General features: G+C 67.2%; 29 protein-coding genes. 10 read left to right on the forward strand and 19 right to left on the reverse strand.

The genetic code is table 11. From position 1 onward, the window contains the following. The first annotated feature begins 5 nt into the window (after positions 1-5). On the forward strand, positions 6-809 hold the full coding sequence (locus QUE68_RS06280) for a dienelactone hydrolase family protein (protein ID WP_284225096.1): 804 nt from the start codon (positions 6-8) through the stop codon (positions 807-809). Here the strand turns inward: QUE68_RS06280 and QUE68_RS06285 are convergent, their stop codons facing one another. The 9 genes from QUE68_RS06285 to QUE68_RS06325 all read right to left on the reverse strand — a co-directional run bounded on the left by QUE68_RS06285 (position 810) and on the right by QUE68_RS06325 (position 9,108). Beyond that, the gene (locus QUE68_RS06285; RefSeq protein ID WP_284234685.1) at positions 810-2,033 is read right to left on the reverse strand and encodes an AI-2E family transporter; all 1,224 of its coding nucleotides are present in this window, start codon (positions 2,031-2,033) and stop codon (positions 810-812) included. It lies immediately after the preceding gene. A 16-nt stretch (positions 2,034-2,049) separates the two neighbouring features. Beyond that, on the reverse strand, positions 2,050-2,799 hold the full coding sequence (locus QUE68_RS06290) for an SDR family NAD(P)-dependent oxidoreductase (protein WP_284225097.1): 750 nt from the start codon (positions 2,797-2,799) through the stop codon (positions 2,050-2,052). Positions 2,800-2,871: 72 nt separating this feature from the next. Beyond that, positions 2,872-3,939 (reverse strand): NAD-dependent epimerase/dehydratase family protein, encoded by a 1,068-nt coding sequence (locus tag QUE68_RS06295; protein ID WP_284233176.1) that lies wholly within the window; start codon positions 3,937-3,939, stop codon positions 2,872-2,874. A 37-nt stretch (positions 3,940-3,976) separates the two neighbouring features. Then, positions 3,977-4,888, reverse strand: coding sequence for a formylglycine-generating enzyme family protein (locus QUE68_RS06300; RefSeq protein ID WP_284233178.1), 912 nt, complete (start codon positions 4,886-4,888; stop codon positions 3,977-3,979). Positions 4,889-4,957: 69 nt separating this feature from the next. Then, positions 4,958-5,854, reverse strand: coding sequence for an HAD family hydrolase (locus tag QUE68_RS06305; RefSeq protein WP_284233180.1), 897 nt, complete (start codon positions 5,852-5,854; stop codon positions 4,958-4,960). Between the two features lie 79 nt (positions 5,855-5,933). After that, positions 5,934-7,022, reverse strand: a complete 1,089-nt coding sequence (locus QUE68_RS06310; protein WP_284233182.1) for a 3-beta-hydroxysteroid dehydrogenase — start codon at positions 7,020-7,022, stop codon at positions 5,934-5,936. A 62-nt stretch (positions 7,023-7,084) separates the two neighbouring features. After that, the gene (locus QUE68_RS06315) at positions 7,085-7,297 is read right to left on the reverse strand and encodes an exodeoxyribonuclease VII small subunit (RefSeq protein WP_284225103.1); all 213 of its coding nucleotides are present in this window, start codon (positions 7,295-7,297) and stop codon (positions 7,085-7,087) included. Next, positions 7,284-8,522, reverse strand: a complete 1,239-nt coding sequence (gene xseA / locus QUE68_RS06320) for an exodeoxyribonuclease VII large subunit (protein ID WP_284233184.1) — start codon at positions 8,520-8,522, stop codon at positions 7,284-7,286. Before xseA ends, QUE68_RS06315 begins: the two co-directional genes overlap by 14 nt. A gap of 10 nt (positions 8,523-8,532) precedes the next feature. Continuing rightward, the gene (locus QUE68_RS06325) at positions 8,533-9,108 is read right to left on the reverse strand and encodes a lipid droplet-associated protein (RefSeq protein WP_284233186.1); all 576 of its coding nucleotides are present in this window, start codon (positions 9,106-9,108) and stop codon (positions 8,533-8,535) included. A gap of 79 nt (positions 9,109-9,187) precedes the next feature. On the opposite strand from QUE68_RS06325, the gene QUE68_RS06330 reads away from it, so the two are divergent. Then, positions 9,188-10,192, forward strand: a complete 1,005-nt coding sequence (locus tag QUE68_RS06330; protein ID WP_284233187.1) for a 4-hydroxy-3-methylbut-2-enyl diphosphate reductase — start codon at positions 9,188-9,190, stop codon at positions 10,190-10,192. A gap of 11 nt (positions 10,193-10,203) precedes the next feature. Here QUE68_RS06330 and QUE68_RS06335 read toward each other — a convergent pair whose 3' ends face one another. Then, positions 10,204-11,400 carry a DUF6542 domain-containing protein gene (locus tag QUE68_RS06335; RefSeq protein WP_284233189.1) on the reverse strand — a complete coding sequence of 399 codons (1,197 nt, stop codon included), beginning with the start codon at positions 11,398-11,400 and terminating at the stop codon, positions 10,204-10,206. 84 nt (positions 11,401-11,484) lie between these two features. Here QUE68_RS06335 and ychF point away from each other — a divergent pair, with 84 nt between their 5' ends. After that, positions 11,485-12,558: a redox-regulated ATPase YchF gene (gene ychF, locus QUE68_RS06340; RefSeq protein ID WP_284225108.1), complete on the forward strand. Its 1,074-nt coding sequence runs from the start codon at positions 11,485-11,487 to the stop codon at positions 12,556-12,558. Between the two features lie 26 nt (positions 12,559-12,584). On the opposite strand, the gene QUE68_RS06345 is transcribed toward ychF, so the two are convergent. The 4 genes from QUE68_RS06345 to QUE68_RS06360 all read right to left on the reverse strand — a co-directional run bounded on the left by QUE68_RS06345 (position 12,585) and on the right by QUE68_RS06360 (position 15,210). After that, positions 12,585-13,187: a class I SAM-dependent DNA methyltransferase gene (locus QUE68_RS06345; RefSeq protein ID WP_286275308.1), complete on the reverse strand. Its 603-nt coding sequence runs from the start codon at positions 13,185-13,187 to the stop codon at positions 12,585-12,587. Positions 13,188-13,557: 370 nt separating this feature from the next. Beyond that, the gene (locus QUE68_RS06350) at positions 13,558-14,013 is read right to left on the reverse strand and encodes an SRPBCC family protein (protein WP_286275310.1); all 456 of its coding nucleotides are present in this window, start codon (positions 14,011-14,013) and stop codon (positions 13,558-13,560) included. A gap of 150 nt (positions 14,014-14,163) precedes the next feature. Then, positions 14,164-14,454: a putative quinol monooxygenase gene (locus QUE68_RS06355; protein ID WP_286275311.1), complete on the reverse strand. Its 291-nt coding sequence runs from the start codon at positions 14,452-14,454 to the stop codon at positions 14,164-14,166. 141 nt (positions 14,455-14,595) lie between these two features. Beyond that, positions 14,596-15,210, reverse strand: a complete 615-nt coding sequence (locus QUE68_RS06360; protein WP_286275312.1) for an alpha/beta fold hydrolase — start codon at positions 15,208-15,210, stop codon at positions 14,596-14,598. Positions 15,211-15,498: 288 nt separating this feature from the next. Here QUE68_RS06360 and QUE68_RS06365 point away from each other — a divergent pair, with 288 nt between their 5' ends. From QUE68_RS06365 to QUE68_RS06380, 4 genes are all read left to right on the forward strand, one after another. Beyond that, positions 15,499-15,801, forward strand: coding sequence for a hypothetical protein (locus QUE68_RS06365; protein WP_284225112.1), 303 nt, complete (start codon positions 15,499-15,501; stop codon positions 15,799-15,801). A gap of 362 nt (positions 15,802-16,163) precedes the next feature. Continuing rightward, entirely contained in the window at positions 16,164-16,484 is a 321-nt protein-coding gene (locus tag QUE68_RS06370; RefSeq protein WP_284230710.1) for an ArsR/SmtB family transcription factor, read from the forward strand. Then, positions 16,484-17,131 carry a cation transporter gene (locus QUE68_RS06375; protein WP_284225114.1) on the forward strand — a complete coding sequence of 216 codons (648 nt, stop codon included), beginning with the start codon at positions 16,484-16,486 and terminating at the stop codon, positions 17,129-17,131. Before QUE68_RS06370 ends, QUE68_RS06375 begins: the two co-directional genes overlap by 1 nt. Positions 17,132-17,209: 78 nt before the next feature. Further along, the gene (locus QUE68_RS06380) at positions 17,210-17,437 is read left to right on the forward strand and encodes a hypothetical protein (RefSeq protein ID WP_284225115.1); all 228 of its coding nucleotides are present in this window, start codon (positions 17,210-17,212) and stop codon (positions 17,435-17,437) included. Between the two features lie 4 nt (positions 17,438-17,441). Here the strand turns inward: QUE68_RS06380 and QUE68_RS06385 are convergent, their stop codons facing one another. Both QUE68_RS06385 and QUE68_RS06390 read right to left on the reverse strand, forming a co-directional pair. Further along, positions 17,442-17,699, reverse strand: coding sequence for a hypothetical protein (locus tag QUE68_RS06385; protein ID WP_284225116.1), 258 nt, complete (start codon positions 17,697-17,699; stop codon positions 17,442-17,444). A gap of 27 nt (positions 17,700-17,726) precedes the next feature. Then, complete coding sequence (locus QUE68_RS06390) at positions 17,727-18,419, reverse strand: guanylate cyclase (RefSeq protein WP_284233199.1); 693 nt, start codon at positions 18,417-18,419, stop codon at positions 17,727-17,729. A gap of 26 nt (positions 18,420-18,445) precedes the next feature. On the opposite strand from QUE68_RS06390, the gene QUE68_RS06395 reads away from it, so the two are divergent. Further along, positions 18,446-18,607: a hypothetical protein gene (locus QUE68_RS06395; RefSeq protein WP_284225119.1), complete on the forward strand. Its 162-nt coding sequence runs from the start codon at positions 18,446-18,448 to the stop codon at positions 18,605-18,607. A gap of 5 nt (positions 18,608-18,612) precedes the next feature. Here the strand turns inward: QUE68_RS06395 and QUE68_RS06400 are convergent, their stop codons facing one another. The 3 genes from QUE68_RS06400 to QUE68_RS06410 form a co-directional block, all read right to left on the reverse strand. Next, positions 18,613-19,320: an adenylate/guanylate cyclase domain-containing protein gene (locus QUE68_RS06400; RefSeq protein WP_284234686.1), complete on the reverse strand. Its 708-nt coding sequence runs from the start codon at positions 19,318-19,320 to the stop codon at positions 18,613-18,615. A 225-nt stretch (positions 19,321-19,545) separates the two neighbouring features. Then, complete coding sequence (locus QUE68_RS06405; RefSeq protein ID WP_284233201.1) at positions 19,546-22,443, reverse strand: aminotransferase; 2,898 nt, start codon at positions 22,441-22,443, stop codon at positions 19,546-19,548. 8 nt (positions 22,444-22,451) lie between these two features. Further along, a complete protein-coding gene (locus QUE68_RS06410) occupies positions 22,452-23,318 on the reverse strand; it encodes an alpha/beta fold hydrolase (RefSeq protein WP_454786429.1) in 867 nt (288 codons plus the stop codon). A 117-nt stretch (positions 23,319-23,435) separates the two neighbouring features. Between QUE68_RS06410 and QUE68_RS06415 the strand changes: the two genes are divergently transcribed. Further along, positions 23,436-23,909, forward strand: a complete 474-nt coding sequence (locus QUE68_RS06415; protein WP_284233203.1) for a VOC family protein — start codon at positions 23,436-23,438, stop codon at positions 23,907-23,909. Positions 23,910-24,035: 126 nt separating this feature from the next. Further along, entirely contained in the window at positions 24,036-24,704 is a 669-nt protein-coding gene (locus QUE68_RS06420; RefSeq protein ID WP_284233205.1) for an Mce protein, read from the forward strand. Positions 24,705-24,775 lie beyond the last annotated feature (71 nt).

Below are 24,775 nucleotides of genomic sequence, written 5' to 3' on the forward strand. Positions count from 1 at the left end.
CCACGATGCCCGGACCAGAAGCCGACCTGACCGGATGGGCTGCCGCGCCCTTCACCGCCGAGGGATTGACCTATGACGTGTACCGCAAGGGCGAAGGCCCCGGCGTGGTGCTCATCCCCGAGATGCCCGGACTCCATCCCGGCGTCCTGGCGCTCGGTAATCACCTGGTGGACAACGGGTTCACCGTCGCGGCGCCGTCGCTGTACGGCACGCCCGGAAAGCCGGGAATCAGGCCGGGTGCGGTGCCGGTGATGGTGCGAGGTTGCGTGGCAAAGGAATTCGCCGCGTTCGCCACCAATGCCGACCGCCCGATCGCCCACTATCTGCGCGCGCTGGCCCGTGACCTCAACGAGCGGACACCGGGTAAGGGTGTCGGCGTCATCGGCGAGTGCTGGAGCGGTGGCTTCGCGCTGGCCGCCGCCGTCGACGACAGCGTGCTGGCGCCGGTGCTCAGCCAGCCGTCGCTGCCCATCGGTCTGACGGCCAAGCAGAAGGCCGACCCTGGGCTGTCCGAGGAAGAGCTGAAGATCGTCGAACGTCGGGCGGCCGAAGACGGCCTGTGTGCACTCGGTCTGCGATTCAGTGAGGATCCGATGTCACCCGGCGCCCGCTTCACGACGCTGAAGGCGCGACTCGGTGACGCCTTCGAGGTAATCGAGATCAACTCGAAGAAGGGCAACCCGTACGGCTTTGGCAAGATGGCCCATTCGGTGCTCACGCTGGAGGTCCGCGAAGTCGACGGCCATCCGGCCTACGAGGCGCGCAAGCGAGTCGTCGAGTTCCTCACCGAGCGGCTTGCCGCGACATAGTCACCGAGCGGTTGTTCGCGACGCCGTAGCCTCCTGCGCGCGCCGACGTGCTTCGTCGCGTCGAGCCCAAAGTCGTTCCCGGGCCTTGGTGATCAGTGTGGCGATGCGGCCCGGCGCCTTCGGCTCGTCGTCCTCGTCGTCGGGGTCGTCGGGGTCGTCGATCGGGACGTCCTTGAAGACCGCGAGATAGACGCTGACGGTCGTGACGATCACGATCATCAGCACCGGGCCGATGATGATGCCCAGGAACCCGAACATCGTGATGCCTGCGAACACGGCCAACAGCATCAACGCGGAATCAAGGCGCGCCGCCCGGGGGATCAGGATCGGACGCAGCACGTTGTCGATGTTGGTGACGACGATGAGATGCCAGGCGATGACGAAGATGCCACCGAAGACGTTGCCGAACAGCATCATTCCGACGCCGAACGGGATGCTGATGACTCCGCCGCCGAGCGGTATCACCGACATCGCCGACAGCAGGATCGCGAAGATGAAGAATCCCTCGTGAAAGCCGCCCAGGTAGATCGAGATCGCGCCCGCGAAGCCCTGGGCGAGCGCGATGACGAACTGACCGAAGACCGCGCCGCGCACCATCGCCCCCATCTTCTCGAGATAGAGGTCGGTGACGTCCTCGCCCAGCGGATTGAGCTTTCGGATGAGGAATTGCACGCGTTCGCGGTTGGTCAGTAGCGAGATGAACACGTAGATGAAGAGGACGGCCGCGGTGAGGCCACCGGCGAGCCCGCCCACGGCGCCCTGCAGGAACCCCAGCGCCCACTCGCCGGCGCTTTGGGCGACGGTACTCATCCGCTCCTGCAACAGTTCCGGCGTCACGTTGACGTCGGCGAGGAACGGGATCCTGTCGACCGTGTCGTTGACGAACGCCAGCGCCCGATCGCCGAGCGAGCTCAGGTCGGTCCGCGACGCCCAGGCCGAGATGCTGCGGACCATTGCGCTGATCTGCACCACCGCGAGCAGGACGAGCAGGCTCAACGGGATGATCACCGCGAAGAGCGCGGCCAGGAGCGTGAACGTCACCGAGAGGCCCCGGCCGAAGCGACGGAGGAATAGGTCGAACAGGGGATTGAACAGATAGGTCGCGACGGCAGCCACGACGATCAGCATGAAGAAGCCGCGCAGGAAGTACGCGGCGAAGACGAGGGCGAGGACGGTCGCGACCGCCAGGGCCCGCTTCTGCGTCTGGGTGAACTCCGTATTCATGGCCACGGCAATGCGCTTATTGCGCAGACAGTTTCATGATGTGACCCATGATGTCGGGGTAGCGCATCATGTGGGCACCGCCGTTGAGGTCGAGTACCTCACCGGTCAGCCACGCCGCCTTGGTCAGGTACAGCACGGCCTCGGCGACGTCCTCGGCCGTGCCTGCCCGGCCCAGTGGCGTGTTCTCCACGTACTCCTCGACCACGCCCGGGACCATGGCGGCGCCCTCGGTGAGGGGGGTGTGCACGAAGCCGGGAGCGACGGCGTTCACTCGGATGCCGCGCGGTGCGAGTTCGAGTGCCGCCACCTGAGTCAGCATCGAGAGACCCGCCTTCGCAGAGCAGTAGGCCACCATGCCGACGGCGGGCTGGCGGCCGTTGAGCGATGAGATCGACACCAGCGATCCGCCGTCTACGAGGTGGCGGCCCGCGTACTTCGCGACGATGAACGCACCGGTGAGGCAGACGTCGATGACGGACCGGAATTGCTCGACCGCCATGTCGACGATCAGGCCGATGGTCGAGAACCCGGCGCAGCTAACCACGGCGTCGACGGGGCCGGTCTGCTCGAATAGCGTTGCGACGGAGTCCTCGTCGGCCACGTCGACGAATTCGCCGCGGTGCGGTTCGCCCAGCTCCGCCGCCCGGTTCCTGGCGCCCTCGAGGTTGAGGTCGGCGATGACGACCCGGTACCCGTCGGCGGCGAGGGCCCGAGCCGATGCCCAACCGATGCCCGACGCTCCGCCGACGATGATCGCGTTCTTCATGGCTCGACTCCCACTCGCTCCGGTCCTCGCTCGTTCCTCGCTGCGATCCTCACTCGCGGTCGTCTTCAGTCTTCATGGCGTGCCTCCGTCTGGTCGTGGATCGGCCCACTTCTCGGTGATCGCCCCCCACGGATCGGCGTACGGCGCGGTCCGACCGTGGTAGGCGGCGCGGCGGGTGAAGATCGCCTTGGTCAGTGGCGCGGCGACGCGCAGCAGATGGCGCCTGGCGCCCGCCTTGTTGGCCGTCTCGATCAGCATCTCGGGCCACGAATGGTGTTGGTGGTGGAGCACTTCCTGCGCACGGGTGGTGTCCATCCAGTCGGTGTTGAACCAGTCCTCGGCACTGTTCGGGTCACCCTTCAGTCCGGTGGGCATGCCGCCGACGAGACCCATCGCCGCCGCCATGGCCGGGGCGACGTCACCCTGAATCAGCCGGTGGGTGTCGTCGCCACCGATGAGCAGTGTCTCGCCGACCGCGTCCGCGGTGGTGGCCGCGGCGAACGCCCTCGCGACGTCGCGCACGTCGACGGTCTGCAACCTGCCGTCGGTCGGCAGCAGTCCCTCGAAGTAGAGGTTGTCCAGCTTCATGTACGCCGCCGGATCGACGGTGAGTACGCCACCGAGTCGCAGGATCACCCAGTCCAGGGACGACGCGCGAACCAGCTTCTCCGCCGCGGCCTTGTGGGCGCCGTAGACGTCCGCGGGGTTCAGTGGCGTCTCGGCGGTCAGCAGGTCGGGGTGCGTGTACGGGTTGCGCGCGCCGTAGACCGCGATGCTGGAGGCCAGGACGAAGCGGGGCGGGCTGGGCAGCGCCTCGGCGGCCGCCAACAGGGATGCCGTCGCGCCGACGTTCACCTTCTCGGCCAGCGCACGGCGCGTATAGATGAACGGCGGAATGATCGCGGCGAGGTGGATGATGGCCGCGGGCGCGATGCCCGCGATCAGTGCGTCGACGGCGGCGGGATCGGTCAGGTCGGCGTACTGCACTTCGACCCCGGCCGGCAGCTTTTGGGCCGCCTTCTGGTTCGCCGCAATGTCGAGGTCGGTGGCCACCACCCGGCGGCCATCGGCGGCGAGCCGCTTCACCGTCGACGATCCCACCAGCCCGAAGGCGCCCGTCACGAGTACGGCGTCCGTCATCTAACTCCCTCGTCGTCACTAGAACGTGTTGCAGGCATCATTGCCTAGACCGTTGGTCTTCACCAGGGTCAGACGCCCGGATGCAGCGGAAGCCGATGTGGCTCATCCCGGTGTCGACCATCTGCGGACGCCGGGCGGCGGGGCGGTAGCGCAGGCAGTAGCTGTCCGCGCACAGGAACGAGCCGCCCTTGACGACTCTGCGGCCGATCCTGAACTGTGGCTGCGCTGGATCGTAACTGTCTGCCGCGCAGCATGATTCGATGGCCTTGTCATCGGTCCACCAGTCGGTGGTCCACTCCCAGACGTTGCCTGCCATGTCGAAGAGGCCGTAATCGTTGGGCGCGAAGGTGCCCACCGGCTGGGTGGTGCCGTAGCCGGTGTCGGGTAGATACGGGAACTCGCCGTGCCAGTAGTTGGCGCGCTTCTGGCCGGGTCCCTCTGGGGTGTCGCCCCAGGTGTAGGTCGTGCCGTCGAGGCCACCGCGGGCTCCGACCTCCCACTGCGCTTCCGTCGGCAGGGCAAGGTCCGCCCATTCCGCGTAGGCCGCTGCGTCGTCGTAGGCGACGTGGACGACGGGGTGCCGCTCGCGACCGCGCACCGACGACCGTGGCCCCCGGGGCCGGTTCCAACAGGCGCCGGGTGTCCACGTCCACCATTGGCTCAGGTGCCGAAGGTCGACCGGACCCGGGGTCCGGTGAAAGACCATCGATCCGGGTTGAAGATTCTCCGGCGGTGCGTCGGGATAGTCCTGCGGATCGGGCGGGCGCTCCGCGACGGTCTGGTAGCCGGTGGCTTCGACGAAGGAGGCGAAGTCGGCGTTGGTGACCTGGCGGGTCTGCAGCCAGAACCCGTCGACGGTGACCGCGCGGACGGGCGCCTCCTCGGTGTAGTGGACGTCGGAGCCCAGGCGTGCGGTCTGCGGTGGGATCCAGGCGAAGTCGGCGTTCATTCTGGGCCTAGTGTGCGATGAGATCGCGATATCGTTCCGCTACGGGTGTTTTCACGATCTGAGCGCACACTAGCGGCCCTCAAAGACGGTCGTCCAGTCATCGCGCATGCTGGCGACCGTCCAGTCGTGCGTATCGGCGCGCTCGAGTGCCCTCTCCGCCCCGGCGACGTAGGCGAATTCGCGGTCTGCGTCGTCGTGTAGCAGGAGCAGTCGGAGCCCGGCGGTGAACTCCAGCATCTCGATGTCGCCGTTCGAGTTTCCCGCCGCGAAGATCGGTCGGCGGCCGATGCGGCTCCACAGTCGCACGGGCTTGATCGGTCCGTCGTCGAGGAATTCGGGCTCGGCGGTGGTGTAGACGTTGGCGTCTCGGTAGGTCAACCCCACCGAACTGCCGACCACGCGTTCCGGTGCGATGCCGTACATCGGACCGGTGATCGGGCGCATGAAGTCACGGCCGCCACCGGAGACGATGTAGTTCGTGAACCCGTTGGCCTCGAGGTACCGCAGCAGCTCGACCATCGGCGCATACCCGCACGACGTGTATGGCCGCCCCAGCGTCGGATGTTCGGCCTCGGCGAAGAACGCAGCGATCCGGCCCGCGTGCTCCTCGACGGTGATCGCGTGGTGTGCGGTGAGGACCGCTCCCAGAAGGACTTTGAAGTCGGCGTCGTCGCCCTGGTAGTGCTTGGTGACGGCGTCGCCCAGCCACGTCAGGTCCCCGGTGTAGGCGGCCTGGTAGGGCTGCCTCGAGCGGAGTGAGGCGTCCGCCTCGGCCTGCTCCTTGAAGCGGCGCAGGAGAAAGTCGAGTTGGATGTACATCGGCTTCTCGCACCACAGCGTGCCGTCGTTGTCGAAAACCGCGACCCGGGCCTCCGGCGCGACGTGATCAGGACCGGGTGTGGTCACGCGGCCGACGAACTCGACGATCGCCGACTTCGTCGGACCGTCCCGCCAAGAATCCAGCATCTAACCGCCTTCTCGTCGAATCCTGCGGGTGTCACGCTAGGCGGAGGGCGGGCGGATTGTCAGGGCTTGCGCCAAAGTGTCACGCGGGTGCGGGCACGGGTGACGCGACGGCCTTCATCTCGGCGTACAGCTTCGTGTAGTACGGCAGACAGTCCGCCATCGCGGCCTCGGTGGTGTAGAGCGGACGGTACCCGAGGTCCCGCTCGGCCTTCGCGGTGGAAAAGTAGTTGTCGAGGTAAACCCGTTCCACGGCAAGCGGTTCGAGCGGCGGCTGCGGCAGGCCAAAGCGGAAGTGCAGCCACTGCCAGGCCGACATCACCACGTGGACGAACCGTCCCGAGATGCGCAACCTCGGCCAGCGGTGTCCGCATGCCTCGATCACCGGTCGCGAGAACTCGAACATGTTGATCGGCTCGCCGTCGTTGATGAAGTATGCCTGGCCGGGCGCCGACCCGCCGGGCACCAGATGTTCACCGGCGAGCAGGAAACCGTGAATGAGGTTGTGCACGTAGGAGTTGTCGAGTTTGACGTCCTTACTCCCCACGAGGACCTTGACGTGTCCGGCGAGCACGCTCTCGAACAACTTGCGGAACATCGTCTGGTCGCCGCGGCCCCAGATGCCGCTGGGCCGGATGCTGCAGGTGAGCATCCCGGTGCCGTCGGCGCTGTTTTCGGACAGCACGAACTTCTCGGCCGCAACCTTGGTCTCGGTGTACAGGTCGGCGAATCGCGCCGTGTAGGGCAGTGTCTCGTCACCTCCGGTGATGCGCTGACCGCCCATGACGACGCTGTTGGACGCGGTGTAGACGAACCGCTTCACACCTGCGGCCTGCGCTGCCCGCACCAGGGTCTGGGTGCCGCCGACGTTGACGGCGAAACTGCGCTCGCGAGCCGGTGCGGAACCGCCGCCCATCAGGTCGATGACGGCAGCGGTGTGGATGACGGTGTCGATGCCCTCGACGGCGCGTGCCACGTCGGTGGCAGCGGTGATGTCCCCGACGGCCGTCTGAAGCCCGTCACGTGGGGACAACGGAGACGGCACCCGGTCGAAGGAACGGACCGCGTGACCCCGGTCGAGCAACTCAGTCACCAGGTTGGTGCCGACGAAACCGGAACCGCCGGTCACCAGCACGCGGCCCAGATCGGTTGTCAGTGTTGGATCACCCATGCGATGAGGATAACTGAAACGTGTTGCAGTTTCGACCTGCCGAGCGTCAGGTGGGTTCGTTCTCAAGCTTCTTCGTCATCGCGGGCGGCCAGCGCCTTCTCCACTTTCTCCCGCGCGCCGGCGAGGTGTTCCTCACACCGTTTGGCCAGCTCTTCGCCCCTTTCCCAGAGCTTGAGAGAGGCATCGAGGTCCAGTCCGCCCTGCTCGAGTTGGCGCACCACCTCGATCAGCTCGTCGCGGGATTCTTCGTACCCCATGTGACTAATGGGCTTCATCTGATCCCTCGCTGATCGTGGTGATGGCGCCGTCGGTGACGCGGATCCGGAGTCGGGTGCCCGCGGGCGCGTCGTTCGTCGACCTGAGCACGGCCCGGTCGCCCGACGCGACCTGGACCACGGCGTACCCCCGCGCCAGCGTGGCCGCCGGTCCCAGTGTCACGAGCCGGGCGGACAGGTGCGCGACGCTACGGCCCTCGGCCTCCACGAGCCGGACGACGTCGCGGCGGGCGGTCGCTCTGGCGCGGTGAATCTCGTCCGCCCGGGCGGCGAGCGCCGCCAGCGGTTGCGCCAACACGGGACGGGTCCGCAGCTGGCTGACTGTGTGCTGTTCCCGGTGCACCCAGTTGCGGAGAGCTCGGGCGCTGCGGCCGCACAGCTCCGCCACCAGCGCCTGCTCCGCCGCGGCGTCCGGCACCACCCGCTTGGCCGCGTCGGTCGGGGTGGCGGCCCGCACGTCGGCGACGAGGTCGCAGAGCGGGTTGTCGGGTTCGTGTCCGATCGCGCTGATCACCGGTGTCGAGCACTTGGCGATCTCGCGGCACAATGTCTCGTCGGAGAAGGGCAGCAGATCCTCGACGCTGCCGCCGCCGCGGGCGAGCACGATGACGTCGACGTCGGGATCTGCGTCGAGCTCGCGGAGTGCGCCGACGATCTGCGCGACCGCGCTGGGTCCCTGCACGATGGTGTTGCGGACGGCGAAACGAACCGCAGGCCAACGTGTTTCGGCGACGGACATGACGTCGCGTTCGGCGGCCGAGGCGCGCCCCGTGATGAGGCCGACGGTGGCGGGCAGGAACGGGATCGGGCGCTTGAGGCGGGGATCGAACAGGCCCTCGGCGTCGAGCAGCTTGCGCAGCCGATCGATGCGGGCCAGCAGTTCGCCGATGCCGACGGCCCGGATCTGATTCACCCGCAGCGAGAAGGACCCGCGACCGACGAAGAAGGTCGGCCTGCCGTGCATGATCACCTGGGTGCCTTCTGCGAGCTTCACCGGCGCGTTGTGCACCAGATCGCGCGGGCAGGTGATCTGCAGCGACATGTCCGCGGCCGGATCACGGAGCGTGATGTAGGCGGTCGAGGAGTTGGGCCTGACGTTCATCTGGGCGATCTGCCCCTCGACCCACACCGTGCCGAGGCGATCGATCCAGTCCTTGACCATCATCGCGACGGAGCGGACCGGCCACGGATTGTCGGGAGACTTGCCCTGGGCGGGTTCGGTCACAGCGGGGTGGTCACTTGGCGGTCGCGCGGGTGATCCTGTTGGCCAGCAGCGTCTGGTAGGGCGCGCGCGACTTGGTGGATTCCTCGAACGCCAGGAGCGCCTCGAGATCGCCGACCTTCAGCGACGGCAACCGGGCCCGCAACTGGGCCAGCGTCAACGACTCGTAGTCCAGCTCGGCCACGACGCCGGGTACGGCCGCCGCTGTGACCTTGCTCGGGGGCCGATCCTCGCGGGTCTCGGGCTCGCCGGTGCTGTACAGCGCGAACCTGCCCTCGGTCAGGCGTTCACCGTTGCGGGGTGACTGATCGTCGTCGACATCGGAGTCTCCGTCGGCGTCGGCGTCGTCCTCGTCGAAGATCGCCCACTCCGGCTGCTCATCCTTCGGTGGGAATAGCTGGTCCAGCGTCTCATCACCCCTGATGACCAGGTCGGCGACGTCCTGCTGCATCTTCATGACGAGGTGCGCGACCTGGCTGACGATGGTCATCGGGTAGGTGATGATGGTCTGCGGCAGCCTGCGCGTTTCATCGAGCGCGGTCACGGCCGCTCCCAGCAGCAGGCGGACTCCATAAGGTGCGGTAGCCATGGGTGCCAGAGTACGGGCGCGCGCCTCGGGTGGTCCCGCAAGTGGTATCGGAAGGCCTCGGGTACGTACCCTGGGAGTCATGCCGCCGACGATCAACATGGGTATGCCGGGCGCCACCCGCACCGTCGTGGCGCCCACCGAGGGCAAGCGGGTCCTGCTCGCCGAGCCGCGTGGCTACTGCGCCGGCGTCGACCGCGCCGTCGAGACCGTGGAGAAGGCCCTCGAGCAACACGGGGCTCCCGTCTACGTCCGGCACGAGATCGTCCACAACCGCTACGTCGTGGAGACGCTGGCCAAGGCGGGCGCCGTGTTCGTCGAGCAGACCGACGAGGTGCCCGAGGGGTCCATCGTCGTGTTCTCCGCCCACGGTGTCGCCCCGACCGTGCACGTCGAGGCTGCCGAGCGGAACCTGACCACCATCGACGCCACCTGCCCACTCGTGACCAAGGTGCACAACGAGGCCAAGCGCTTCGCCCGCGACGACTACGACATCCTGCTCGTCGGCCATGAAGGCCATGAGGAGGTCGTCGGCACCGCGGGTGAGGCCCCCGACCACGTCCAGCTGGTCGACGGCCCCGAGTCGGTCGACAAGGTCGTCGTGCGTGACGAGGACAAGGTCATCTGGCTCTCGCAGACCACGCTGAGCGTCGACGAGACCATGGAGACGGTCAAGCGGCTACGGGAGCGCTTCCCCAAGTTGCAGGATCCGCCCAGCGACGACATCTGCTACGCCACCCAGAACCGGCAGGTCGCCGTCAAGGCGATGGCGCCGGAGTGCGAGCTGGTGATCGTGGTCGGATCGCGCAACTCGTCGAACTCGGTGCGGCTGGTGGAGGTGGCGCTCGGCGCGGGCGCGAACGCTTCGCACCTAGTCGACTACGCCGAGGACATCGATCCGACGTGGCTCGACGGCGTGACGACCGTCGGGGTGACCTCCGGCGCCTCGGTGCCCGAGGTGCTGGTGCGCGGGGTGCTGGATCGGCTCGCCGAGTACGGCTACGGCACGGTGCAGCCCGTGACGACCGCCAACGAGACGTTGGTGTTCACGCTGCCGCGCGCGATCCGCCCCAAGCGCAACGCGTAGACGCCGCCGCTCTAGACGTCGTACTCCCAGGAGTCGGGCGCCGAGTGGCGGGGCCGACGCGGCGTCGTGCGGTGCTCGGTCCGCGACTCGCCTTCGTCTGCCCCGCGGTAACGCACGCGCGACACCGGGTGGTGTGTGCCATTGCTGCCGTTGGTCCGGTTGCTCGGCGGGGGATCGTAGGCTTCGTAGTCCGCTGACCGAGGCCGCCGCGGTGCGCGTTCCGGCCGGTCGTAGCGCTCCTGCGGTCGCTCGCGCGGGCCATTCCTACGGTCGAGCGGAGGCAAGGGCCGACGATCCCGAGGTTCGCGATCACGATCGCGGTCGCGGTCGCGATCGCGGGGGTCACGGTCGCGCGGTTCGCCCGAGCGTGGGCGTGGGCGGCGCCGCGGCTCGGCGGGTGGATCGACCGGAGGGGTGTTGCGCCGTCGCGGCCGGCTGCCCGCGGGCTCGTCGAGTTCGGTCTCCGGTGGACGGGAATGCCGCGAGCGTCGCGAACCCGTACCCGTACCCGTACCCGCTGCCGCGCCCGCCGACCGTTGCGCGCCGGAGCCCGGCGGGCGCGGGTTCCGACGTGGTGCGCGTGGCGACTCGTCGTCCATGGCGCTGGCTGCCGCCTTCCCCGCGGTAGCGGCCGTCGCGGCGGCGCGTGTGGTCGCGGTGCGGCTGCTGCGGCGCGGCTTGGTGCCCGCGCCGCTCTCCTTGGGGGTTGCGGTTGCGGGTACCTCTTCGGGCGCGTCGAGCGTCGCGTCGGTGTCCTTCGGTGTCGCCCGACGCGCCGCGGCGCCCAGGTACCACCGGATCATGCCGATCAGCAGCACCGTCGCGGAGGTGAAGAACATCAGCGGGAACCGCTCGATCAGCGGGTAGCCGCAGTTGATCAGCGTGTCCTTGATGCCGGTGAACGTGCTGCCGGTAATGACGAAGTACGCGAACGGCACGGCCACGAACAGAATCAGCGGCGGCTGAATCACCGCGGTGAAGATTCCCGACTGCCGCACCGCGACGACCGCGGCCACGCAACCGAGGACGTAGCACGTTGCGAACACCGCACCGAGTGCGTCGCTGCCGCTTCCAGCGTCGTAGGCGACGCCCAGGGCGGTGACGACGACTGCCACGATCGCGGCCGCCCACCAGGGGATTCCGGGGACGCGAGGCAGCGCCGATCGATGGTCGGCGGCCACCGCCGACCGTCCGCGCAGTCCTGACACACGTCGACCGTACCGGCAATCGCGCGAAGCGCGGTGACAGCACGCGCCGTCGTGCCCGAGCGAGGCGCCTAGACTATCCAATCCGTGGGCCTCAACCTCGGAATCGTCGGATTACCCAATGTCGGCAAGTCAACGCTCTTCAACGCGTTGACGCGCAATGACGTACTCGCCGCCAACTACCCGTTCGCCACCATCGAGCCGAACGAGGGCGTGGTCGCGCTGCCCGATCCGCGGCTCGACAAGCTGGCCAAGATCTTCTCGTCGGAGAAGACGGTGCCCGCACCGGTGACGTTCGTGGACATCGCGGGCATCGTGAAGGGGGCGTCGGAGGGGGCGGGGCTCGGCAACAAGTTCCTGGCCAATATCCGCGAATGCGACGCCATCTGCCAGGTGGTCCGGGTGTTCGCCGATGACGACGTCGTGCACGTCGACGGCAAGGTCGACCCCAAGTCCGACATCGAGGTCATCGAGACCGAGCTGATCCTGGCTGATCTGCAGACGCTGGAGAAGGCCGTGCCCCGCCTGGAGAAGGAGGCGCGAAACAACAAGGATCGCAAGCCGATTCACGAGGCGGCGGTGGCTGCGCAGGCGACGCTCGACGGGGGCACCACGCTGTTCGCGGCGGGTGTCGACGTCTCGGTGCTGCGCGAGTTGAACCTGATGACCACCAAGCCGTTCCTGTACGTCTTCAACGCCGACGAGTCGGTGCTCACCGACGAGGCCCGCAAGGCCGAACTACGCGATCTGGTCGCGCCCGCCGATGCGGTGTTCCTCGACGCGAAGATCGAAGCCGAGCTTCAGGAACTCGACGACGAGTCGGCGGCCGAGCTGCTGGAGTCGATCGGTCAGACCGAGAAGGGGTTGGATGCGCTGGCGCGGGCCGGCTTCCATACGCTCGCGCTGCAGACCTATCTCACTGCAGGGCCCAAGGAGTCGCGCGCCTGGACCATTCATCGCGGGGACACCGCACCCAAGGCCGCCGGGGTCATCCACACCGACTTCGAGAAGGGCTTCATCAAGGCCGAGATCGTCTCCTTCGACGACCTGGTGGCCGCCGGGTCGATGGCCGCGGCGAAGTCGGCGGGCAAGGTGCGCATGGAGGGCAAGGACTACGTGATGGCCGACGGTGACGTGGTGGAGTTCCGGTTCAACGTCTAGGCGAATTCCCGTTCAACGTCTCGGCGTCACCGGGCGCGCAGGGCGAGAGCGGCGTGCGGTCTGACTTCATCTGTACCTGGTCGTCGTAGGCGATCTACCACTACGAACCCCGCCGCTGACAGCGTCGCTGACATCTCGTCGACGGGCCAGCGATAGGCGGTTGTGACCTTGTGCTCGAAGGGCTCGACGTCCTCGCCTTCGAAGAAGCCGACCACGAGAGTTCCGTTGTCGGACAACGCCGTATGGAATGTGCGGAGAACGTCTCCGACGATGCCGGGTTCACAGTGGATCAGGGAGTACCAAGCGAGGATCCCGCCGAGGGAACCGTCCGGCAGGTCGAGCGAGCACATCGAGCCGACAGAGAACTCGACCTCGGGCCAGTTCGCGCGGGCGCTTTCGATGAACGCAGGTACCAGATCGATCCCGATTGTCTTGAGCCCGAGATCCGTCAAGTATCCGGTCAGGTGGCCAGGTCCGCAGCCGGCATCGAGAATCGTCCCGGCACATCGTCCGAAGTGCCGTTCGAGGAACCGGAGATCGTCAGGATGGACGTGAGTGACGGCGCAGAACATCCGTGTGTACGCGTCGGACACCTCCGTGTAGCGGCGCCTGACGACGGCGTGCGTCATGAAGGCAACCTTAGACGTCGCGTCCGCTCGTGCATGACTGGTGACGTTCATCGACACGGTGACGTAGTGGAGTTCCGCTTCAACGTGTAGGTAGGCCCGTCAGCGCCTGATTCGCTCTCCCCGGTGCGCAAGGGGTACGCGCTGAATTCTGCGTAGAGGTCGCTTGCTGCCTGTCGCGTACGGTCATTGGCGTCGGGCCACGGAACGAGGGCCACGGCCGGTCAAACTGGGCCGCACGGTGGGGGGCCGCGAGGCCACTGCGACGGCGCTACGCGAGCTGGTGGACGCAGGGTGGCGAAGGTCGGATCTTCGACGAGTAACACGTTGACGTTTCCCGAATGTTCAGTGAGGACGCGTCTCGGCGGTCAGGCTAGTTCGGCTCGACGACCGCTTTGATTCGTTCCAAGGTTGTCGTCATGTCGCGGATGTTTCGCCTGCGACGTAGCTCGCCGAGTAAGAACTGGAGGATATGCGGCATCCCAAAGTCCTTGACCCAGAACGACTCCGTGACGTCCGTGCCAGTCGGCGTGGGACTGAATCGGTAGTGCCAGTTGTTGACTGGTTTGTTGCCGAGCAGTACTTGGAAGCCGAACTCTCGCCCTGGCTCGCAGGCGGTCACCCGACAAGTCGTCCAGTACACGGGGCCGATTTCGTTTCGTTTGACGTGTCCTCGAAAACGCGCCCCGACAGCGGGTCCGGTTGCTCCGTCTAGCCATTCGGCCTCGAACGTCTCTGGGGAGAACCGGCCGGTGTTGCGGACATCGGCAACCACATTCCAGATGTCCTCCGCCGGTGCGTCCATGTGCACCGTTACTGATTCTCGCATCGGCGAAGCATAGCCAGCCTAGGTATACTTACCGCCACTGACACCCAGAGTTGGCGCGTCGACTAGCTACCGACTGAGCCGTTGGTGTCGACCGCGTAGGACGGCCCAAGGAACCGCCGCACCATCTGAAACTGGCGTTCACATGACACCTCAGTCGAAGGGCGGCCGAACGGCGGCGATCTCGTAGGCTTGCACGTCGTCCGCAACCATGGGTATCCCGATGTCAGGCGCATGTGCCACTGCTCGCCACGCCTGTACGTGGTCCCACGATTCCCAGCGCTCGTAGTTGTACACCCGGCAGGGGTCCGAGGGGTCGGGGGTGATGGCTACGTCGAGGCAGCCCGGCGCCCGTCGTGCACGTGCAATCAGATCTTGCATTCCGGTTACGAAGGCGTCGCGCTGGCCGCTTGGCACTTCGACGTGGCCTGCGATGATGAGCATGTTCATGTCAGTTCAGACCGGCTGGCGGGCGACATCTCATCGCGGAGTACGCATTGCATCGCGACGTGGTGGAGTACCACTTCGACGTGTAGTCAAGGGCAAGCCGACTGCTCCGCAGCGCGGCAGTCGATGGCCGACATGTCATCCTCGCGCGAGATCTTGGGCGGCCGCCGCGAGGATCTCGTCGGCGTGACTTACGGCAATGAAGTGGCCACCACCGGTGACCGGATGCCAGACGGCTCCCGGCGTCTCGTCCGCCACACGCCGGTTGATGATCTCGGGAACCAGGGTGTCCGCGCTGCCTTGCCAGAAGTGCACCGGGCGCTGCACCACGGTCATGTCGAAAGGCCATGCGGCGTAGAGCATCGTGGCATCGAGCACCAGTCCATCTGCGCCCTGCCGGAAGCACTCTTGGCTCGCCGCCAAGAATGCGTCGAACACCCTCTCGTCGGCCAGCACGTCTCGATCCGAGGCGCTGACGGCTTTCTGGATCGCCTCCGCGTAGCGCCTCCCGAAGTGTTTGGCGCTCATGCCAACAACTTCGTACATGAGACGGAAGCCCGCGTGGAAGTGAAGCGCAAGCCGACCGCCCAGCGCGTCGGCGCCATTCAGGTGCTTCGCGGCCCAGTTCGGGCCAAACGTTCCATAGTTGCCGCCCGCGATGCAGGCGACATGGACTAGGCGCGCGGGCTCCAGATAGGCCGCCGCGGCGAGTGCCCACGGCCCACCCACGGACCACCCGGTCACCGCGAACATTCGCGCTTCGAAGTAGCCGGCCAACACCGCTAGGTCCGCCGCCCACGACTCGAAGGTGCGGTGGGCCCCGCCGGGGGTCCCCGACTTCCAAATAGGCGACCGTCCGGTCGTCGATGCGGGTGCTTCCCTCGGTGGGCGGTCCATGGGGCCCACAGTCGAGCGCATGTGGTCGTCGGCGGGCCGGCTGCCGCGGCGCATCGCCCGACGGAATTCCCCGGAGGCCATTAGTGGCCGAGGTGAGGCTCCGCCGTGACCTCGACGCGACTGCGACGAGGAACGCTCGTCGTTATGGCCGCAATCGAGGTGATCTATCTGTTGGCGGCAACTCTCTGGATCGCCGTGGTGCTGGCCGCCGTGTGCATCGGGTACCGCTTCTTCACGAGGTATCGCGGTAGGCGTCGGCAGATCAGCCGAGTGCTCGACATCATGCTGATGCCCGTCCGGTTGCGCACCTGGCGGGGCCCACGCTCGGGCTTCCGCTGGCACGTCGAGCAGGTATTGGCCGGCGTCTTGCCCGGTGCTCTCGACGCGCCGCCGCGGCGGACCGGGCGCGGGTCCAGGCAGGCCTATCGGTGGCAGCGTCCGTGGTGAGCGGGACCACCCGGGTCGTTGCCTTTCCTGCAATTGAAAGATGAAGTCCCTGGACCGGTGGCCTGGCGAGCGAAGGTCGGTCCGTAGCTAGACGATGGCGAAAGTGCTGCGCGGGTCTCCAAAAGATGGTCCAATGATGCATCCGTCACGGCTGGGGCTGACTACCAAGTCCGCCTTCCGTTGAGATTGCGGAGCCGTTCGACGATGCCCATCGGGGGTATTGCACACCCGTCGGCGGCGACGCCCCGGCTGTGACGGTTCCGCTGCCCGGTCTAGGGGTCTGCTCATCGTCCGGTCACGTCAGCAGCCTTGCCCACGATCCATCGTTGGCTGAATTCAGCATTGGCTGTACTATCCTTCTCGTGCAGAGTTTGGTGGAACGCGACGCGCTGGCGCGCTTCGGTTACGCATTGTCCGATGCGACACGTGCCCTGATCCTGTTGCGACTTCGCGACGGTGGACACTATCCGTCCGAGCTGGCTGAGAGCATGGGTGTCTCGCGGCAAATCGTGTCAAATCACCTTGCCTGCCTTCGTGGTTGCGGTCTCGTCGTGGCGAAGCGCGATGGGCGTCGCAGTCGCTACGAGCTGGCCGATCCGCGCATCCGTCATGCGCTGGACGACCTCGTCGGGCTGGTGCTCGTGGTCGACCCGGCCTGCTGCGTCGAGCAGGGCTGTCCCTGATGGTCGTGAACCTCGGTCCGACGGCTGAGCGACGGCACGTGCTGTCCCGCCGGATCCGCCTGTTGGTCGCCGCGACGATTACCTACAACGTCATCGAGGCCGTCATCGCCCTAGGCGAGGGCACCCGCGTGTCCTCGACGGCGCTGATCGGTTTCGGGCTGGACTCGGTGATCGAGGTGTCGTCCGCGGCGGCGGTGGCATGGCAGTTCTCGGCCAAGGATCCAAAGGCGCGCGAGAAGGTCGCGCTGCGGGTCATCGCGCTGTCGTTCTTCGGACTGGCACTGTTCGTCTCGGTCGAGTCGGTCCGTTCGCTGGCGGGCCTCGGTGAGGCTCGGCACACGGCGGTCGGAATCACCCTTGCCGCAGTCAGTCTGGTGATCATGCCGGTGCTGTCTCTGGCGCAGCGCCGGACCGGTCGCGAACTGAGCTCGCTGTCGGCGGTGGCCGATTCGAGGCAGACCATGCTCTGCACCTACCTGTCGGCGGTGCTGCTGATCGGCCTGTTGCTCAATGGCTTGCTGGGCTGGGCGTGGGCAGACCCGGTTGCAGCCATCGTCATCGCGGGCATCGCCATGCGGGAAGGCGTAGGTGCCTGGCGAGGCGAAACATGTTGTCCGACGCCGCAGGCCGACTGCTGCGACGAATAGGCCGCGGCGACGCCGAGACCCTTGAGTCGCGAGGCCAACTCGACGGTTTGGTGATCTGCGTCACGGGTAGTCACGGACATGACAACCAGTGGAACCCCGGAATCCTTCACCGTCGAGGTCGAGCAGACCGATCGCGGATTCATGGTCGTGCACGTCGTCGACGGCGAGCGCAAGCAGATCGAACCGCCCCACCCCGATCGCGAGTCAGCCGAGGCGGCGGCCGCCATTCACACCGGCGCGAGCGATCGGTGGACGGGCGCAGCCGAAGTGGTATCACCGGATGAACGGCCAGCGGGTACCAGTTAGCGAGTCACTTTGCGTCACCGACGGGCTTGTCGAGATTGCCGTCCTTGCCGCAGAACGCCAAGGTGCGCTGCGCCGTCGCCTGTACTTCGGAGGTCGACGAGTTCAGACCGTTGCGTTCCTTCAGCATTCGGGCAACCGTCGCGGCCCGCTCGTCCTGACTCATGCCGACGAAGTCCCGGCAGGTGGAGGACCCGTCACCGTTTGCGGTGCAGCCGGCGAGCGCGACTGCAATGGCGGCCAACGCCGCAACGGTCCGGTACATGGTTCGACGCTACGGGATGCCCGGCCGTCACAGCACGACGGAGATCTCGTCGCTGAGCCTGTAGCCCGGCGCGAGGGGGAGCGTGTCGCCGCTCCAGAACTTTCCGGGGTCGAACCAGTTCATATCCTTGTCCGTGGCGAGCAGGCCCATCTCCTGATAGGTGACGGCGACGGTCTCGGCACAGTAGGCGGTCTCCAGTCCGACCTCGCGGCGCTCCGCCAGTTTCTTGCGGGCGGCCTTCTTCACCTGGTCGTCCAGGATGGGAATACCGCGCGTCCAGTCGGCCACCGTCGGCACCCGACCGCGAAACCATCGCGCCGTGAGCTTCGCGGTGGTGGGAAACGCGGTGCCGTCCATCCGCGCGATGACGCGCAGTAGCGCGTCCTCCTGTACGCGGCTGGCATACGGGGTCATCTGTCGCAACCAGCACCGCTGCCCGTAGGTGAGCATCCATCGTTCGACCGCTTGGCGCAGATCGTTGAGTTGCACACCTCGGTGGGTGCCACCACTCCAGAGGCACTCCAGCTTGTCGCCGAGCTCTGCGTGCCAAATCAGCGGCGGTAGGTCGTCGATCGCCACGGTCATCCCGACGTGATTGACGGGCGCGTTGGTCATGGTCTGAATGGCCCGGTCCGGTCCCGAGTCGCCGCGGAACAGCCAGATGTCGCCGGTCCGAGTTTCGGCCAGCGCGCGTTCGAGCGTCACCGTGTTCGCATTCACCAGGGCAGCTTAGGCAGACTAGGACCATGCGAGGCATCTGGAAGTGGGTCGGGCTGGCAGGCGTCGCCGGAGTCGTCGCGGGCGGTGCGCTGGTCGCGCGCGATCAACGCAAGCGAAATGCCTACACACCCGACGACATTCGGGCGAAGCTCCATCAGCGGCTGGCGGAGTCCGAGTCGGCCGAGTAGGCCATTCACGAGGTCACGGCATACAGGCGGTGAGTGCCGCTGAAACCCTTGAGCTCGAGGTCGCGGCCCTCGTCGAAGTCGATGTCGTCGCCGACCGCGTCGCGGACGGACTCGCTCACCAGGATCTGGCCGCCGTCGGCTGCTGCGGCGACCCGGGCCGCCATGGCGACATTGCGGCCGAACAGGTCATCGCCGCGACGGACGGACTTGCCCGCATGGATGCCGATCCGCACTCGAATTCCGTTGCGCTGCTTCGTCAGTTCGCGTTGGACGTCGACGCTGCAGTCGATGGCCTGCTCCGGTTGGGCGAAGGCGATCATGAAGCCGTCGCCCTGGCTCTTGACGATGTGGCCGGAATGGCGTCTGACGTGACGGCTGACCATCTTGCCGTGTCGGTCGATCAGTCGGACCCAGGCCCGGTCGCCGATGCGTTCGTTGAGTGCGGTCGACCCCTCGATGTCGGAGAAGACGATGGCGACCCGCCCGTTCGGTGCCAGCCGCGCCAGGTCGGGCCGTTCGACCGCCGCCCAGTCGGCGAGGTCCTCGATGTTCGACCGAACGGCTGCGCCCAACCCCTCCTTGCGCAGGATGTTGGCGGTCTGCCAGACGGTCTTGACGGCCTCACGCCCGCCGGAGATCAAATTGGTGCGCGTGTCGAGCCTGCGCTGAAGTTCGGCCAGCTCGTCGTCGCGCGCGGTGACCCGTCGGCGCATCAGCAGAATGACGACGGCCTCGGTCACGGCTACGGCGATGAGGACGTAGATCGCGATCGTGGTCAACGGCACGGCTCATTATGGCGGCAGGGAATCGGCCTCCGAGCCGGAGATCGAGGCTGAGAGCCCGACGACCGTGCGCAAACTCCGAATTTCATGCGGCGTGTCGGGGACAGACACGCGCGCTCGCGGGGGGAGGGGGACGGGAGGGGGAGGGGGCGGGGGTTACCAGCCCTCGGTGAGTACCCGGTCCAGCGTCGCGACGTAGAAGTCGGCGCCCGCGATGTCCAGGCACAGCGGCGGCTTGGTCTTGAGGATGTTCTGGCGCTCGCCGGTCGGCTGGATGACGACGCCGAGGTCGAGCATGCGGTTGCAGATAGCCGCGGTCTCCTCGGTGGCGGGCTCGAGCGTCACCTGATCGCGGACCATCTCGACGCCGAGGTAGAGGCCCATCCCGTGCACGGTGCCGATGATCGGATGCTTCTCGCGCAGGGCCAGCAGCTCGGCCTTGAGATGTCCGCCCACCCGCGACGCGTTGCCTTGGAGATCTTCGTCGCGCAGCACGTCGAGCACGGTCATGCCGATCGCGCACGACAGCGGACTGCCGCCGGTCGACGAGAAGAAGTACCCCTGCGTGCTGAACGCCTCGGCGATCGCCCGGCTGGTGATCACCGCGCCGAGCGGATAGCCGTTGCCCGTCGACTTGGCGACCGACACGATGTCGGGCACCACCTGCTGCTGGTCGAATCCCCAGAACCATTCGCCGAGACGGCCATAGCCGACCTGGACCTCGTCGGCGACGGCGAAGCCACCGGCCTCGCGGACGGCCGCGTACACCTGCTGCAGATACCCGTCGGGTAGGGCCATGCCACCGGCGTTGCCGTACACCGATTCGCAGATGAACCCCGCAGGTGGCCGACCGGCCGCGACCAGTTCGGCGACCTTGGCCACCGCGTCGGGTGCGTACCGGACCGCGTCGGCGCCCCGGTACGTTCCGCGAAAACTATTGGGCGACTCCACCGTATGGATCCAGTCCGGTCGGGTGCTGAGTGCATTCGGGTTGTCGGCGGTCGACGTCGACACCGCATCGGTCGCGTACGTCCACCCGTGGTACGCCTCGCCGACCGCGATCACATCGCGATGACCGGATACCGCGATCGCCAGGCGCAGCGCGAGATCGCTTGCCTCCGAACCGCTATTGACCAGGAAGACGGTGTCCAACGGGTCGGGCAGCGTGGCCGCGAGACGCTCGCTGTACTCGACGACCGCCTCGTAGTTGAACCTCGAGTTGGTGTTCAGCCTGCGCAGCTGACGGCTGGCGGCCTCGGCTATCCGGGGATGCGCATGGCCGAGCACCGCGACGTTGTTGACCATGTCGAGGTACACCCGGCCTGCGGTGGACATCAGGTAGTGGCGGCGACCGCGCTCGATCTGCGGCGGATCGGCGTAGTAGTGCTCCTGCACCCTGGCGAAGCTTTCATCGCGACGTGCCAACAGATCTCGGGCCGCGGTATCCGCAACCTCCGGCAGACCGAGCAACGGTCGCGGGTCCCGCGACAGCGCCAGCCATCCGGGTGCCAGCTCGGCCGTCGTGAACACGGGTGCCACCGGGGCGCCGACCGGCCGCACGCTCACCGTGCTCCACGTTCCCGCGGCCAGCGTCGTAAGCGGCGCACCCGCCTCGAGTCGATCGGCGTTCGGCGCACCGCTGACGGTCAACTCGTATTCGGCGCCACGCAGCGTGAATCCGTCATCCGAGGGAAGAGACTCTCCCGACCACGGCGCCACCAACGTGACGGCCTCACGTGGCCACAGGGACAGACCGGTCGCGACGACGTCGGGCGAATCCATGCTCAGCAGCGGCGCGCGGGTCAGGTTCGGTTCACCGAAGCGGGTGACGACGAGCGACGCGCCCCCGGCGATCGCCGACCGTGCCAGATCGTCCTGAAACGACGGCACGCCAACACCTTTCACATCGGTGTCGTAGGCGTCGGAGGTGGCGGACAGGTCGAGGGTCCGCACCGACGCCGCATCCAGCCCGGGGATCAGGACACCGCGCACGGGGGCGGCGTCGTCCGGGAAGCCGAGCTCGGCGCGGATGAGGGCCGTCATCACGTCGAGCGGCACCGAGGTGGCCTGCTCGAACATCCGAACCTCGTCATCGGATTGGTCGGTCAGGTACTCGTTGTCGGGATCGAGGACGACCTGCTGCGCTCCGCTGACGATGAGCACGGCGGTGCGCAGCACCAGCAGCGGCCAAAGCGCATCGGCCTCGGCGACACTCAGCGGCCGTACTTCGTGAAAGGCCTTGATACCCGGCAAGATCGACGTCGGTCCGGCACCAGGGTGGCCCAGCACCGACGACAGCGTGATGGCGGCCTCGGAGACCGCCCAGGTGTCCGAGAGGTCGCCGAAGTCGATGATCCCATCCGGGCGCCGCGGCCTACCGGAGGCGACGACGTTGGCATCGGTCAGATCGAGATGCACGGCCTGGCAGGGCAGTTCGTCGGTCAGCGGAGCGATCCGGGCCCAGGCGTCGTCGGCGACGGTGAGAAGCCGGTCGCGTTCAGCTGGGTCCTCGACGTGCGCGACGAGGTGGTGCACGACGTCGTTGCCGTACCGAAGGTCCCATTGTAGTGCGCGGTCCAGGCCCGCATGCCGGAAGTCGGCCAGCGCACGGCTCACCCGGCCAGCCAGCGCGCCCATCCCCGCGACGACCGCGGGCGCCAGGTAGCCCGCGTCGACGAGCGTCCCGCCGGACAGGAACTGCAGCAGCCGGACGTGGACGGTCCCGACCAGCAGATCGTCGACGGCCGTGGACACGTCGCCCGCGAGGTTCGGCAGTGGCACCGCCACCCGCAGCGTCGGGTCCGCCTCGGCGATCGCGACGGCCGCAGCGTCCTGCGCCGCGAGTTCGACCGCGGTGAACGCGGGGTTGGCGATCTTGAGGACGCCGAGCAGTCGCTCCTCGGCGTCGTACACGAGGAAGTTCTTGTCCTGGTTGCTTCCCAGCGATTCCGTCCGCGCGGTGAGGCCGTAGTGCGTCGACAGCAGCTGTTGGGCCTGAGCCTCGGTCACCTGGGGAGCCGGCAGCTCGGGCTGGTCGAGGAAGTTGAATCCCATGGTGCTGCTCAGCGATTCACGAAGCCGACGACGACTTCGGTGAAGGCGTCGTTGTCGTCACCCGCCGCGGTATGACCGGCGTCGGACAGTTCGACGAACTCCGCGCGCGGCACCTTGGAGAGGAAGTCCCGCACGCCTTCTTCGCTCACCACGTCGGACAGCTTGCCGCGGATCAACAGAATCGGGATGTCGAGGTTGATGGCGGCCTGCTCGAGCATGTCCATCCGCACGAACGGATCGTCGGCCGGCTTGGTGAGGAACGCCGGATCCCAGTGCCAGTACCAACGGCCGTCGCGCAGTCGCAGGTTCTTCTTCAGTCCCTCGGGACTACGCGGCTTCGGGCGGTGCGGCAGGTAGGCCGAGACCGCCTCGGCGGCCTGCTCGAGCGATTCGAAGCCGTCGACGCCGCTGAACATGAAGTCGCGGATGCGGGCGCTGCCGTCCTTCTCGAAGCGTGGCACGACGTCGACCAGCACCAGTTTGGTGACCAGCTCGGCGCCGGCCTCGTGCGCGGCCAGGATGCCGGTGAGGCCGCCCATGCTCGCGCCGATCAGCACCGTCCGCTTGCCGATCTGGTAGAGCACCTGTTGGGTGTCGGCGCACAGCGCCTCCACCGAGTAGTTCGCCGTCGGCGAGCGGTCGCTGTCCCCGTGGCCGCGGCTGTCCAGCGCCACGACGTGGAAACCGTCGTCGGCGAGGATCTGGCCGGTGTTCTTCCAGGAGTGCCGGTTCTGGCCGCCGCCGTGCAGCATCAGGATCGCCGGCCGCCCGTCAGCCTCGCCATCACGGTTCCACTCGTCGGCGACCAGCGCGAGGTCGTCCATGCCGCGGAACTCAACGGTCGTCGATGTGCTGTTCGCCTCGCTAATGGACATCACCGCACGTTACCCAGGCCAAGATCGGTCGCCGACGCGGGCCTCGTGATGACGATGAGTTTGGCCGCGACGGCGGGTCTGACCTCTTGACACACCCGATGAAGGAGGCCATGACTCATGCCATCGATCACGCCAGCGCTCTGGTTCGATCACGAACTCGAAGACGCCGCGGAGTTCTACGCGTCGGTGTTCCCCAACTCGTCGATCGAGGGCTACCAGCGCTACTCCGAAGCGGGACCCGGTACGCCCGGTGAGGTGGTCTCCGGCACATTCGTGCTCGACGGCCAGCGCTTCGTCGGCATCAACGGCGGACCGCAGTTCCCGTTCACCGAGGCCGTGGGGTTCATGGTGCGGTGCGTCGACCAGGCCGAGGTCGACTACTACTGGCACCGGCTCGTCGACGGCGGCGTCGAGTCGCAGTGCGGTTGGCTGAAGGACCGCTTCGGGCTCAGCTGGCAGGTCATCCCCGAGCGGTTGTTCGAGCTCATCGGTGATAGCGTTCCCGCCCGTGCCACGGCCGCGACCAAGGCGATGCTCGGCATGCGGCGGATCGTGATCGCTGATTTGGAGGCCGCCGTGCGGGACGCCTGATTTGCGGGGGGCACCCGCGCCGACCCGCGGCCGCCGGAGACCTCCCAGGTGGCGGCACGTACGTTGGACCGCACGATCACGTCCACACCGGGCCCGACCAGGCCGAAGTGCCCCCGAGGAGCAACCATGGCAGACGACGACGCTGCCCCCTCCGCGCCGCTCGAACCGGCGTCGACGGTCGACGAGGTGGATTCCGAGGTCGACGAGAGCGACGAGGTCGATGAGAGCGACGAGTCCGACGAGGGCGCCGTGTTGGAGAGCGATGTCGTCGAAAGCGATGAGGCCGACGAGCCTGCCCCGCCCCGTGCGATCTCGCACGTCCGGCTTGGGCTCATCGCCGGACTGGTCGCCGTGCTGGTGCTGGGCGGACTGACCGGGTGGCTCGGCTACCGGGCCAATGAGTCCAGGCACCTCGAGCAGCAGCGGCTGACGTTCCTCGAAGTCGGACGCCAGGGCGCGATCAACCTGACCACGCTCGACTACGAGAACATCGACGGTGACGTGCAGCGCATCCTGGACTCCGCGACGGGAACGTTCTACGACGACTTCCAGAAGCGCGCACCCGCGTTCGCCGACGTCGTCAGGCAGGTCAGGTCGAAGTCGGTCGGCGAGGTGACCGAGGCGGCGATCGAACTCGGTGACACCGGAACCCAGGCGGAGGTGCTGGTGGCCGTCACCGTGAAGTCGGAGATCGCGGGCCAGCCCGAACAGCAGCCGCGCGCCTGGCGGATGCGCATCTTGGTGCAGAAGGTCCAGGATGACACCAAGGTGTCCAACGTGGAGTTCGTGGCATGACCGATCCCAGCGAAGAGAAGAGCGAAGAGACGACGGACGCGGTGGTCGAGCCGGTCGTCGACGAGCCGGAC

The organism is Mycolicibacterium sp. TUM20985, from assembly GCF_030295745.1.
Classification (GTDB): Bacteria; Actinomycetota; Actinomycetes; order Mycobacteriales; family Mycobacteriaceae; genus Mycobacterium.